We start from the raw sequence: 12,388 nt of genomic DNA, 5'->3' as shown, positions 1-12,388 counted from the left end.
AATTTGCCACCAAGTGCACGCCGTAAACGGTTGCACAGGTGCCGCAAAAAGACGCCCGACGCCGTTTGCAGGTCACCACGGCGATCTTCGCGGACATCCGCCAGCATGAAATCAGCCAGAAGATCGACCCGGGGCCATTATCGGCAACGGTTATGCACAGGCCAGAGATGCTGCCCGCCGACTGGCTCGGCGCCCCGTGCGCTCTGGAGCAGCCTCAATGGGGAAGAACACACTGGGGGCGGACTTCCTCAAGGTGTTCCCGGCGATCAAGCAGAACGAATATCGCCATTGCATGGCCAAAGTCGGCGAACAGGATTGGCGCTGGTATCTGAATCACGCATGACGTCGAGACGACCCTGCAGGGGCCGGCTTGCTGGCGAAGGCGGCGGTACTAACCATGCTGGTGCGGCGAGTATCGTTCGCCGAAAAGCCAGCTGCGCTCAACCTTGACTACATGTGCAGACATTCCAGGCAGTGCCTGATCAGCGCTCTTGCTGCTGCGGGTCGGCACTGACCTTCAGGTATTCGCCGGCAACGCTGATACCGGCGCCGCCGTATTGCTGGCACTGCGGGTCGAAGACTTCCAGTACGCGCATATCCAGCCCTTCGTGAAACAGCTCCACGGCGCAGCCCCTAGGCAGATCGGCTGCGGTCAGCAGGAAATAGGCTTTCTCGCCTTGCAACGCGCCCTGCAGATTACCGATGGCAGCAGGGCCGTACTCTTCGACCTTGCCGCCCGCACGCAGCGGGGAGAAGGATGCACGGTAGCTGCCGTCCGGCTGGCGGGTGATGTCCAGGCTGCTCCATACCGCTGCTCCGGCATAGCGCAGATAGCGCCCCTCCAGGCTGGCGCCGAGGGCCTGGTAATTTAGCGCGGCAGACACCGAACGCAGGTTGTGGCGGGTGGCCGTGCCCTGCATGCCGTCGTCCAGTGCCAGGTTCAACCAGGCCCTTGCCTGGCCCGGCTGCTGGAGACGCAGACTGGTCACGACCAGATTGTTCAGCGCCAGCTCGCGGGCGGCAGCGTCGTCAGCCTGTTCGGCGCGTCGCAACTGGCGCTCGAAGGCGTCTGCCGCATCATCGTAATGTCCGGCCTGATAGGCTGCGGTACCGGCCGAGTTGCACAGGCTGATGCTGTCGCAGGGCTGCGGTGCGGCTTGGGCGGCAGCGGCCAACAGCGGCAGCAGGGCACAGGAAAGGAGAGTTAGCTTCATGTGTCTTCCTTGTTGGTGAATAAGGAGCATGGCTCTGAGAGTGAATTGCCCTTACATACGTTGCAGCAATCGAGTACATAGACACAATCGACCACCCGGCGCCTGACGCATCGCGGACAATCGCGCCCCCTCAACCTGATGAGCCAGACACTATGGAACCCGGAAACGCCCAACTGACGATGACCGTTCTGATGACCCCGGACATGGCCAATTTTTCCGGCAATGTACACGGCGGCACACTGCTCAAGTATCTCGACGAAGTGGCCTATGCCTGCGCCAGCCGCTATGCCGGTCGCTACGTAGTGACCTTATCGGTGGATCAGGTCACGTTTCGCGAACCGGTGCACGTCGGCGAGCTGGTGACCTTTCTGGCCTCCGTCAACTACACCGGGCGCACCTCCATGGAAGTCGGCATCAAGGTAGTCACCGAAAACATCCGCGAGCGCTCGGTGCGTCATACCAACAGCTGCTTCTTCACCATGGTGGCGGTCGACGAAAACGGCAAATCCACCGAAGTACCGCCCCGTCAACCGCAGACCTCGGAAGAACAGCGACGTTTCGAACAGGGCCATCAACGCCGCGAGATTCGCCAGGAGCTGGAAAGCCGCTACCGCGCACTCAAAGGCGAGGCATGACGCGGCTTACAGAGCCCAGGCAGCTTGCAGACACATCCTGTATAAAGACCCTTTAGTTATAAACAATATTTTAATATAAAATATCGGTCTTTACGGTCGGGCAATCCGACCTTGGCCGCTATGCTGTTCTGCGCTGTATCCCGCTGCAGTGCAGGCATGCCAGGCCCTTCTGTTCATAGGGAGAACGCATGCCTCACCACACCCCCCTGATTGCGACAATCGCCGCCGGCTTCGTGCTGGCCTACCTGTTCGGCAGCCTGGCCAACCGCCTGCGTCTGTCGCCACTGGTAGGCTATCTAATCGCTGGCGTCATCGTCGGCCCCTTCACACCCGGATTCGTTGCCGACAAGGAACTGTCCCACGAAATCTCCGAGATCGGCGTGATCCTGCTGATGTTTGGCGTGGGTCTGCACTTCTCCCTGAAAGACCTGATGTCGGTCAAACACATCGCCATTCCCGGCGCCGTGGTGCAGATCGCAGTGGCCACGGTGATGGGCATGGGCTTGTCCTGGGCGATGGGCTGGGGCTGGGGCGCCGGCCTGGTGTTCGGCCTGGCACTGTCGGTGGCCAGTACTGTGGTACTGCTGCGCGCCCTCGAAGAGCGCCAGTTGATCGACACCCGCCGTGGCAAGATCGCCGTGGGCTGGCTGATCGTCGAAGACCTGGTGATGGTGCTGGCCTTGGTACTGCTGCCAGCGCTGTCCGGCGTGCTCGGCGGCATCCCCCAGGGCGACGGTTCCAGCAGCATCGGCATGCAGTTGCTGATCACCCTCGGCAAGGTCACTGCCTTCATCGCACTGATGATCGTGGTCGGGCGCCGGGTCATTCCCTGGCTGCTGGAGCGCAGTGCCGGTACCGGTTCGCGCGAATTGTTCACCCTGGCCGTACTGGCCATCGCCATGGGTATCGCCTACGGCTCGGCGCAGCTGTTCGGGGTGTCCTTCGCCCTTGGCGCCTTCTTCGCCGGGATGATCCTCAACGAGTCGGAATACAGCCACAAAGCCGCCGAAGACTCGCTACCGCTGCGTGATGCCTTCGCGGTGCTGTTCTTCGTGTCGGTGGGCATGCTGTTCAATCCGGCGATCCTGCTCGAGCAGCCACTGCTGGTGCTGGGTACCTTCCTGATCATCGTGTTCGGTAAATCTCTGGCGGCGATGCTCATCGTGCTGGCGTTCCGCAAGCCGCTGAGTACAGCGCTGACCATTTCGGTGAGCCTGGCACAGATCGGTGAGTTCTCGTTCATCCTGATCGGCCTGGGCGTCGGCCTGAATCTGGTGCCGGAAGCGGGCCGCGATCTGGTGCTGGCCGGCGCGATCCTGTCGATCCTCTGCAACCCGCTGCTGTTCCTGTTGATCGACCGCCTGCAACCGTGGCTGGATCACCGCGAGCACACCACGCCGGCTGATCAGGTCAGCGCAACGGACAGTGAAGACAACGACCTGCACCCGATCAGCGAAGTCGGCCACGCCATCCTCATCGGTCACGGCCGTGTCGGCAGCCGGATCAGCAAACGCCTGCGTGGCGAAGGCGTGCCGCTGGTGATCATCGACGACAACCGTACCCGCGCCCAGGAACTGCGCGAGGAAGGTTTCAGCGTGGTGCTCGGCAACGCCGCCAGCACCCACGTACTGGAACTGGCCAACGTCGCCCAGGCGCGCTGGCTGATGATCGCCATCCCCAACAGTCTGGAAGCCGGGCAGATCGCTCTGCATGGCCGTCAGGCGAATGCCGGGCTGGACATCATTGCTCGCGCTCACTTCGACGATGAAGTCGATTACCTGCGCGAACACAACGCCGACCTGGTGGTGATGGGTGAGCGAGAAATCGCCCGGGTGATGTTCGAGCGCCTGGGGTTGCAGGCACCGGCACCGATCGCACAGTAAAATGGTTCGTTGTACTCGATTCGCCAGAGCGCCATTGCCTGGCGGATCGGGTAAGCTGAGCGCTCACTGTCCCGAGCCCATGCACCATGTTGACCCTCGGCAACCTATTCATCCTGATTCTGCTGGCCGCTGCTGCCGCCTGGTTGTGGCATGGCCACGGCATTCGTGAGCGTGCGCTGACATTGGTCAAGCAGCACTGCGGCAAGCTGGATATCGAACTGCTCGACGGCAACGTCGCCTTCCAGCGTTTCGGCATCGTGCGTGATGGCCGCGGTAACCGACGCTTTGCCCGGGTCTACGGTTTCGAGTTCACGGTCACTGGCGAACAGCGCCATGCTGGCCGTATCGTCATGTTCGGCGCGCACCTGGGCAGTATCGAACTGGATCCGTACCCGTTCCGTGCGCCTCCGACGGCGATACCTAACCCCGCACCCGCACCCGCACCCGCACCCAGGCAGTCTGGTCAGGTGATCGAGTTGCAGCAATGGCGCCGTGATCATCCGTCCACGCGGGATTGAAGCAGCCCTCAATCCACTCGGCAGGCGGCCATTGCCGCGCGCAGCGACGCTTCGTCCTGGGGGCTGCTGAAGATCAGCTCCAGCCGCGAATCCTTGCGCCACTCACTGGTCTGCCAGTGCAGTGTCTGCCCCTCCAGTGCATTGACCGACAGCCAGCCAGCATTGGTCTGCAGCACCAGCTTGGCGCGCCGCCATGGCAACGGCGTCAGCCACTGCTGGATCGCCAGCAGATCGAAGCACTGGCTGGGGTGCCAGCGCCAGCCTATGCTCCAGCCCTCTGGCTGATCCTGGATCAGACAGATCGGCTCCTTGGCACTACGCCAGACGGCGACGGGAGGTAACGGGCCATCCGGTGGGGAGCCGCTATAGGCCGCAGTGCCTGTCACTGGAGCCACCGGCAGCCGGTCGAAGGGCAATGCGCCCTGGCTCGTCCAGCACACCGTTCGCTGGAACCGCTTTTCGATGCGAGCACGCGCGACGTCATCCAACCCTTCACTTTTGTTCAGCACCAGCAGCGCAGCGTGAGCCAAGACGTCGCGCTGGCTCGCGGCGAGCGGCTGATCGGCAGCCAGAGCGGCGGCGTCGAGTACCATCAGCAGCGGCTGTACGGCCAGCACGCCCTCCCAGGGCGCCTGACTCAGTTGCTCCAGCAGACTCAGCGGATGACCCAGCCCAGATGGTTCGATGAACAACCGATCCGGTTTGGCCTTGCGCAGTAGACGACCCAGGCCGACCTGAAAGGGCACGCCATTGACGCAACACAGGCAGCCACCGGCGACTTCGCTGAAGCTCAGGCCGTCCTCGTCACGGGCCAGTAACGCAGCATCCAGGCCGATCTGCCCGAACTCATTGATCAGCACCGCCCAGCGTTCACCCGCAGGCCGCTGCGCCAACAACTGACGGATCAAGCTGGTCTTGCCGGCGCCCAGCGGGCCGGCGATCAGGTAGGTGGGTATCTGTTTCAACATGGCGCTATGGTGCAGCGTTAGAGGCTTAGGGAAAAGCGCAGCTTGCGATAAGCTCGCCGGAACCCCTACAGTTTCGCAACATTTTCCGGAGTTGGTTCGATGCGTCGTTTGCTGCTGCTTGCGTTCTGTAGTGTCTCCGGCCTGGCCTGGGGCGAAGCATGTGTAGTGCACAGCCAGGCGGAGCGGCTGGACGTCAAGGTTTGTCAGCAGAACCGCAGCATCCCGCCAAACCTGTTCCGTACTGGCTTCTGCCAGCCACAGCTCAAAGGCCAGAAGGTCGACGTCAGCTTCGTCGAGCAGTGCCCCACCGGCGCCTTTGGCGTTTGCCGCAACGCCAAAGTGGGCGGCACGCCCTACCAGCAGGACGTTCACTACTACGGGGTAGCCAACGACGCCGCCTACCTCAAGCCGTTCTGCGAACAGCAAAGCAAAGGCGTTTGGATGGCCTACTGAGCCGTCACTCAATCGTCATCTCTATCGGCGTTAATACACCCTCTCTTCGCAGTCGGTCAGGCCCGGCTGCAATGTCGCTGCGCCCAGGCGCAGCATTTTTTTGCCCGCAGATTGGCAGCGCTCAAAACCTGCTCGCGGTCTAGCCGAGCTAGAGCCTGCTTTAACGCAGCAGGGCCGGCACGCATCGGATCCTGAACAGGTTCTTAGGCCAGCCAGTCCAGGGTCAGCAACAAGCGCCGCTCTCCCGCCGGCAACGCGGGCGAACGATGCACCAGGCCTCGGCCTTCGTTGCCGATCCAGTGTTCGCCCTTGAGCAGCGCGACATGACCGCAGCCGATCTGCTCGACCACAGTATTTTCCGTTGGCAGCGCCTGGGGCCCACCGAGGTGCTGGCGTGATACCGCGCCTTCGCGCAGCCATTGGCTGCCGGGGCCGGCATAGCTGGTGATCAGCCGCAGCGGCACGCGATCCACGTGGAAACGCGGGCACATGGCGCCGTCCAGGGCGCGCAAGCGCAAACCGATGCTGCGGGCGTCGAGCAGAAAGGCATAAGCGCGAATCAGCCAGGCCACGTCGGCAAGAAACGCTGCCTGGCCGGGGATGTCGCTGTACTCGGCGAGCAGGCCGGGCAATGCAGGCTCGGCATCGACGTCGCTCAGGTCGATGCTCAACGATTGCGCCAGCGGCTCGCCCTGGGCCAGCAAGGTGCTGGCGAAGGCCGAAAGATGCTCCGGCAGGCTGCGCTGCCAGACCGCCAGATTGACCTCGTCACGCAACGCCTCGCCAAGCACGTCGATCCCTTCACCGCTGACCTGCTGCGGCATCACTCGGGGTTTGAACGCGAGCATCATGCCGCCTCCACCCAAGGGCCGAACGGGTCAGGCAGCAAGCTCCAGGCTTCGGTGCCGGCGGCCATCTCCGCATCGCTGAGCAGACAGCCGTCCAGCTCCGAGTGAAGTAGCGCAAAGTCGATGCGCTGGCCGATGAACACCAGCTCCTGGCGACAATCACCGCTGGCGGTGTCCCACTGGCGGATGATGCCCTTGAGGTCATCTTCATCCTGGGGCCACTGGTTCTTCGGCACGAATCGCCACCAGCGCCCGGCCAGACCATGGCGCATCAGGCCACCAGCCTGGGACCAGCTGCCAGCCTCCTGATACTTGCTGGCCAGCCAGAAGAAACCCTTGGAGCGCAGCAGCCGGCCGTTGACCCATTCACGGTTGAGAAAGGCAAAGAAACGCTGCGGATGGAACGGCCGGCGCGCCCGATAGGCACTGGAGGCGATGCCATATTCTTCGGTTTCCGCCACGTGCTCGCCGCGCATTTCCTTGAGCCAGCCCGGCGACTCGGCAGCACGTTCGAAGTCGAACAGGCCGGTGTCGAGAATCGCCTTCAGCGGCACCGCGCCCATGCTCATCGGCAGGATCCTGGCGCGGGTATTGAGGCCGCGCAGGATGGCAGTCAGCTCTTCGCGCTCGGCCAGGCTGATCAGGTCGATCTTGCTGATCAGCAGCACGTCGGCGAACTCGATCTGTTCGATCAGCAGGTCACTGATCGAGCGCTCGTCTTCCTCGCCAAGGGTTTCGCCACGGCTGGCCAGGCTCTGGGCAGCCTGGAAGTCGGGCAGGAAATTCACTCCGTCAACAACCGTGACCAGGGTATCCAGCCGCGCCAGATCGGCCAGGCTCTGCCCCTGTTCATCGCGGAAGGTAAAGGTTTCGGCGATCGGCAGCGGCTCGGAGATGCCGGTGGACTCGATCAGCAGGTAGTCGAAACGGCCATCGCGAGCCAGCTTGCTCACTTCCTCGAGCAAGTCCTCTCGCAGGGTGCAGCAGATACAGCCATTGCTCATCTCCACCAACTTCTCTTCGGCGCGGTTGAGGCTGACATCGCGCTGCACTTCGCTGCCATCGATATTGATTTCACTCATGTCGTTGACGATCACCGCCACGCGCAGGCCGTCGCGATTCTTCAGCACATGATTGAGCAGGGTGCTCTTGCCGGCGCCAAGAAAGCCGGACAGCACGGTTACAGGTAGACGGTTGGGCATCTCGGATTCCTCATCAGGGCTTCAGGCATTACACGGAGCGTTTGTGGCGTTCGCGCTGTTCTTCGCGCTCTTTCGCCTCGATACACAGGCTGGCCGTGGGCCGCAGCAGCAGGCGACGCAGGCCAATCGGCTCAACGGTTTCGCGGCACCAGCCGTACTCACCATGGGCTAGCCGCTCGAGGGCTTCATCGATCTTGTCGAGCAACTTCTTTTCCCGCTCCAGCAGGCGCATCTGCCACTGGTGCTGCTCTTCGCGGCTGGCGATGTCGGCCTCGTCGGCGGGCCGCTCCTGTTCGCGCAGCGCGCCGAATTCATCGTCGATGCGTTGCTGCAACTCCTCACGCTGACGGATCAGCAGATCCCGGAAGAAACCCTGCTGGGCTTCGTTCATGTAGTCCTGGGGCGGCAGGGCAAGCAGTTCATCGGCGGTCATGGTGGGCTCACTGGATTAACTTTAAGTGTTATAATATAACATTTAAAGCCAAATCGTCATGCACGCCAAGCAAAGGTGATCAATGAGCCTCCAGACCAACCTGCCCGATATCGCCGCACAGCGCAGCGCCAACTCCGCCGCCACCCTCGACTGGGTCGGTATGCGCGGCATTGCTCTGCCCGTGCGGATAGGGGAACAGGTCATCAGCGCAAGGGTCGATGCCGGCGTGAGCCTGGACGACGGCCAGACACGCGGCATCCACATGTCACGCCTGTATCTGGCGCTGGCCCACTTGCAGCGCGAACCGCTGTCGCCCGCCTCGTTGCGCCAGGTGCTGCAAAGCTTTCTGGACAGCCACCAGGGTCTGTCGCTATGCGCACACCTGGATCTGCGCGGTGAGTGGCTGATCGAGCGGCCAGCACTGGTCAGCCCACTGTCCGGCTACAAGGCCTACCCACTGACCATCCGCTCGCACCTCGACCCGGGCGGTTTTCATCTGGAGCTGGGTTTGCAGGTGAATTACTCCTCGACCTGCCCCTGCTCGGCGGCCCTGGCGCGGCAACTGATCCAGCAGCGCTTCAGCGACGACTTCGCCGAGCGCACGCCGGAGTTCGAGCAGGTGCATGCCTAGCTGGGTAGCAATTCCGGCATCGTCGCCACACCGCATAGCCAACGCAGCGATGCAGAGATTCGGATTCGCCTGGAAAGCGATGCTGACGCCCTGCCCTTCATCGAACTGCTCGAGCGCTCGGAGGCTGCCCTGGGCACCGCCGTGCAGACCGCTGTCAAACGCGCTGACGAACAGGCCTTCGCCCTGGCCAACGGCCAGAATCTGATGTTCTGCGAGGACGCCGCCCGCCGCCTGCATGAGGCGGTTCGGGTAATGTCAGGCGTCAGCGGCTTGCATATCCAGGTCACCCATGCCGAAAGCCTGCATGCCCATGACGCAGTGGCCTGCGCCAGCCACAACTGGCGCTGAGGCACACTGGGAGAGTGGTAACCATCAAGACCGCACGCTGATCGTTCCTCACGCTCCGCGTGGGAACGCCTCGGCAGGATGCTGCGCGTCCGATTCACCGCCAGTGAAGTGATAACGGTCGGGGCGCAGAGCGCCCCAGGCTGGGTTCTCATGCGGAGCGTGGGAACCATCATGCATCTGCAATTCATCCCTGCCTAAAACAACCATTTTCAACCAGCTAGCGCTCTCCCTGATTGCTGCCAAGGCGGCGCTGTGCCTGACTTTCAGAGATGCTTGCATATTGCGTATTCTGGTATACCATAATACTCAACACCAACCAGCCAAAGGAGCTGCCATGAGTTTCGAGATTCGCAAGATCGTCAGCTATGTAGAAGAAACCCTGATCGAAGGCGGCAAGGCCACCGACAAGCCGGTCACCATGGTCGGTCTGGCCGTCGTGATCAAGAACCCGTGGGTTGGCAACGGCTTCGTCGAAGACCTCAAGCCAGTGATCAAGGCCAACTGCTCCGAGCTGGGTGAACTGATGGTCGCGCGCCTGATCGCCGCCATCGGCGGTGCCGACAAGATCGAGGCCTACGGCAAGGCTGCCGTGGTCGGTGCCGATGGTGAAATCGAGCACGCCTCGGCCGTTATCCACACCCTGCGCTTCGGCAATCACTACCGCGAAGCGGTCAAGGCCAAGAGCTACCTGAGCTTTACCAACAAGCGCGGTGGCCCGGGTACTTCGATCCAGATTCCGATGATGCACAAGGACGATGAAGGCCTGCGCTCGCACTACATCACTCTGGAAATGCAGATCGAAGATGCACCGCGTGCCGACGAAATCGTCGTGGTACTGGGTGCCGCCAATGGCGGTCGCCTGCACCCGCGCATCGGTAACCGTTACATCGATCTGGAAGAACTGGCCGCCGAGAAGGCGCAGTAATCGGGAGCAGGCCATGATTCGGCATCTCGCTGAACGTACCCCCGCCGGCACCAGTTACCGGGTGATCGGCCAGGGCCAACCCGTGGTGTTGATCCACGGTGTCGGCCTGACCAAGGACATGTGGGGCGGCCAGGTGGTTGGCCTGGCCCAGCATTTCCAGGTCATCGTCTATGACATGCTCGGCCACGGCGATAGCCCGCGACCGGCAATCGACACCGACCTGGCCGGTTACGCCGACCAGTTGCGCGAACTGCTCGATCACCTCGGTCAGCAGCAGGCCACGGTGATCGGCTTTTCCATGGGCGGTTTAGTCGCTCGCGCCTTCGCGCTGCACTACCCGCAGCGCATCGCCGCCCTGGTGGTACTCAACAGCGTGTTCAACCGCAGCCTGGAACAGCGTGCAGGCGTTATCGAGCGCACGGCCCAGGCCGCCGAACATGGCCCTGACGCCAATGCCGAAGCCGCGCTGTCGCGCTGGTTCAGCCGTGAGTACCAGGCTGCCAACCCGGCACAGATCGCCGCCATACGCCAGACCCTGGCCAGCAACGATGCCCAGGGCTATCTGACTACCTATACGCTGTTCGCCACTCAGGACATGTATCGCGCCGACGATCTGGCTGATATCCGCGTGCCGACGCTGATCGCTACCGGTGAGCTCGATCCGGGCTCGACACCGCAGATGGCCGAACAACTGGCGCAGTGCATCCCAGGCGCCAGGGCCGTGGTGCTGGCCGAACAACGGCATATGATGCCGGTGGAATCGCCGCGCCTGGTAAACCAGATGCTGCTGGAATTCCTCAGAGAAGCCAGCCAGCTGCAGAACACTGCAAAGGGGATCGTCGCATGACACTCGCACGCTATCAGATGTGCATTGACGGCCAGTGGGTCGACGCGCAGTCCGGCAAGACCTTCGAGAGCCTCGACCCGGCGCGCGCTCAGGCCTGGGCAGTGCTTCCGGATGCTGCCGGCGAAGACGTCGAGCGCGCTGTGCAGGCCGCTCAGGCAGCGTTCGACAACCCGGTCTGGCGCAACCTGAGCGCCACTGCACGGGGCAAACTGCTGCGTCGTCTCGGCGACCTGATCGCCGAGAACAAGGAAGCCCTGGCCCAGCTGGAGAGCCGTGACAACGGCAAGCTGATCCGCGAAACCCGCGGCCAGGTCGGCTATCTGCCGGAGTTCTTCCACTACACCGCAGGCCTGGCCGACAAGCTCGAAGGCGGCACCCTGCCCCTCGACAAGCCGGACATGTTCGCCTACACCACCCACGAGCCGATTGGCGTGGTAGCCGGGATCATTCCCTGGAACAGCCCGCTGTACCTGACCGCCATCAAGCTCGCGCCAGCCCTGGCGGCGGGCAACACCATGGTGCTCAAACCCTCGGAGCATGCCTCGGCAACCATCCTCGAACTGGCTCGCCTGGCTCTGGAGGCGGGCTTTCCGGCCGGCGTGGTCAACGTGGTAACCGGCTACGGGCCGACCACCGGTGCGGCGCTGACCAGTCACCCGCTGGTACGCAAGATCGCCTTCACCGGCGGCGCCGCCACCGCACGCCATGTGGTGCGCGCCAGTGCGGAGAACTTCGCCAAGCTGTCGCTGGAGCTGGGCGGCAAATCGCCGAACATCATCTTCGCCGACGCTGATCTCGACAGCGCCGTGAATGGTGTGGTCGCCGGCATCTACGCCGCCTCCGGGCAGAGTTGCGTGGCCGGGTCGCGGCTGCTGGTGCAGGACAGCATCTACGATGAATTCGTCGAACGCCTGGTCGAGCGCGCCAAGCGCATCCGCATCGGCAACCCGCAGGACGATGCCAGCGAGATGGGCCCCATGGCCACCGCTCAGCAACTGGCCGTGGTCGAGCGTCTGGTCGCCACTGCCGTCGCCGAAGGTGCGACGTTGCGCCTGGGTGGCAAACGCCCCCAGGTCGACGGCGAAGGCTGGTATTACGAGCCGACCCTGTTCGAATGCGACGACCATTCGATGACCATCATGCAGGAAGAAGTCTTCGGCCCGGTGGCCTCGGTGATCCGCTTCAAGGACGAGGCCGAAGCGCTGGCCATGGCCAACGACTCGCAGTTCGGCCTCGCTGCCGGCATCTGGACCCGCGATCTGGGCCGCGCCCATCGCCTGGCCAAGGGCGTGCGATCAGGCATCATATGGGTCAACACCTACCGTGCCGTATCGGCCATGGCGCCGATCGGTGGCTTCAAGAACAGCGGCTACGGCCGTGAAAGCGGCATCGACTCGGTACTCGCCTACACCGAACTGAAAACGGTGTGGATCAACCTGTCGCAAGCGCCGATGCCCGACCCGTTCGTGATGCGCTGAGCGCA

The 12,388-nt window shown here is 62.9% G+C and carries 12 protein-coding genes and 2 pseudogenes; 9 read left to right on the top strand and 5 right to left on the bottom strand.

The genetic code is table 11. From position 1 onward, the window contains the following. Nucleotides 1–127: 127 nt before the first annotated feature. Nucleotides 128–343 (top strand): annotated as a pseudogene (locus ACZ3GY_RS20295) (glutamine synthetase family protein); the annotation flags it as partial. A gap of 139 nt (nucleotides 344–482) precedes the next feature. Here ACZ3GY_RS20295 and ACZ3GY_RS20290 read toward each other — a convergent pair. Then, a complete protein-coding gene (locus ACZ3GY_RS20290; protein ID WP_465911754.1) occupies nucleotides 483–1,214 on the bottom strand; it encodes a tetratricopeptide repeat protein in 732 nt (243 codons plus the stop codon). A gap of 152 nt (nucleotides 1,215–1,366) precedes the next feature. On the opposite strand from ACZ3GY_RS20290, the gene ACZ3GY_RS20285 reads away from it, so the two are divergent. The 3 genes from ACZ3GY_RS20285 (at nucleotide 1,367) to ACZ3GY_RS20275 (ending at nucleotide 4,250) form a co-directional block, all read left to right on the top strand. Next, nucleotides 1,367–1,849, top strand: coding sequence for an acyl-CoA thioesterase (locus ACZ3GY_RS20285; protein ID WP_463563077.1), 483 nt, complete (start codon nucleotides 1,367–1,369; stop codon nucleotides 1,847–1,849). A 188-nt stretch (nucleotides 1,850–2,037) separates the two neighbouring features. After that, nucleotides 2,038–3,732, top strand: a complete 1,695-nt coding sequence (gene ybaL / locus ACZ3GY_RS20280; RefSeq protein ID WP_465911753.1) for a YbaL family putative K(+) efflux transporter — start codon at nucleotides 2,038–2,040, stop codon at nucleotides 3,730–3,732. An 86-nt stretch (nucleotides 3,733–3,818) separates the two neighbouring features. Beyond that, nucleotides 3,819–4,250 carry a DUF3301 domain-containing protein gene (locus tag ACZ3GY_RS20275; protein WP_465911752.1) on the top strand — a complete coding sequence of 144 codons (432 nt, stop codon included), beginning with the start codon at nucleotides 3,819–3,821 and terminating at the stop codon, nucleotides 4,248–4,250. A gap of 8 nt (nucleotides 4,251–4,258) precedes the next feature. Here ACZ3GY_RS20275 and ACZ3GY_RS20270 read toward each other — a convergent pair whose 3' ends face one another. Further along, the gene (locus tag ACZ3GY_RS20270; RefSeq protein WP_465911751.1) at nucleotides 4,259–5,218 is read right to left on the bottom strand and encodes a CobW family GTP-binding protein; all 960 of its coding nucleotides are present in this window, start codon (nucleotides 5,216–5,218) and stop codon (nucleotides 4,259–4,261) included. Nucleotides 5,219–5,317: 99 nt separating this feature from the next. Here ACZ3GY_RS20270 and ACZ3GY_RS20265 point away from each other — a divergent pair, with 99 nt between their 5' ends. Further along, complete coding sequence (locus ACZ3GY_RS20265; RefSeq protein ID WP_463563073.1) at nucleotides 5,318–5,671, top strand: NADH:ubiquinone oxidoreductase; 354 nt, start codon at nucleotides 5,318–5,320, stop codon at nucleotides 5,669–5,671. Between the two features lie 203 nt (nucleotides 5,672–5,874). Here the strand turns inward: ACZ3GY_RS20265 and ACZ3GY_RS20260 are convergent, their stop codons facing one another. From ACZ3GY_RS20260 to dksA, 3 genes are read right to left on the bottom strand one after another with little or no spacing between them, the layout of a single operon-like run. After that, the gene (locus ACZ3GY_RS20260) at nucleotides 5,875–6,519 is read right to left on the bottom strand and encodes a DUF1826 domain-containing protein (protein ID WP_463565967.1); all 645 of its coding nucleotides are present in this window, start codon (nucleotides 6,517–6,519) and stop codon (nucleotides 5,875–5,877) included. After that, nucleotides 6,519–7,721, bottom strand: coding sequence for a zinc metallochaperone GTPase ZigA (zigA, locus tag ACZ3GY_RS20255; protein ID WP_465911750.1), 1,203 nt, complete (start codon nucleotides 7,719–7,721; stop codon nucleotides 6,519–6,521). Before zigA ends, ACZ3GY_RS20260 begins: the two co-directional genes overlap by 1 nt. A gap of 28 nt (nucleotides 7,722–7,749) precedes the next feature. Then, the gene (dksA, locus tag ACZ3GY_RS20250; RefSeq protein ID WP_463563071.1) at nucleotides 7,750–8,154 is read right to left on the bottom strand and encodes an RNA polymerase-binding protein DksA; all 405 of its coding nucleotides are present in this window, start codon (nucleotides 8,152–8,154) and stop codon (nucleotides 7,750–7,752) included. Nucleotides 8,155–8,236: 82 nt separating this feature from the next. Between dksA and folE2 the strand changes: the two are divergent. From folE2 to ACZ3GY_RS20230, 4 genes and pseudogenes are all read left to right on the top strand, one after another. Continuing rightward, nucleotides 8,237–9,133, top strand: a pseudogene (gene folE2, locus ACZ3GY_RS20245) (GTP cyclohydrolase FolE2). 334 nt (nucleotides 9,134–9,467) lie between these two features. Continuing rightward, nucleotides 9,468–10,058, top strand: coding sequence for an amino acid synthesis family protein (locus tag ACZ3GY_RS20240; protein ID WP_225836545.1), 591 nt, complete (start codon nucleotides 9,468–9,470; stop codon nucleotides 10,056–10,058). A gap of 13 nt (nucleotides 10,059–10,071) precedes the next feature. Further along, nucleotides 10,072–10,905 carry an alpha/beta fold hydrolase gene (locus tag ACZ3GY_RS20235; RefSeq protein ID WP_465911749.1) on the top strand — a complete coding sequence of 278 codons (834 nt, stop codon included), beginning with the start codon at nucleotides 10,072–10,074 and terminating at the stop codon, nucleotides 10,903–10,905. Then, a complete protein-coding gene (locus ACZ3GY_RS20230) occupies nucleotides 10,902–12,383 on the top strand; it encodes an aldehyde dehydrogenase (protein ID WP_465911748.1) in 1,482 nt (493 codons plus the stop codon). Before ACZ3GY_RS20235 ends, ACZ3GY_RS20230 begins: the two co-directional genes overlap by 4 nt. Nucleotides 12,384–12,388 lie beyond the last annotated feature (5 nt).

The sequence above is a fragment of the Pseudomonas sp. PME37.24/006 genome (assembly GCF_055556635.1).
This window is presented reverse-complemented; position numbering and strand designations above follow the sequence as displayed.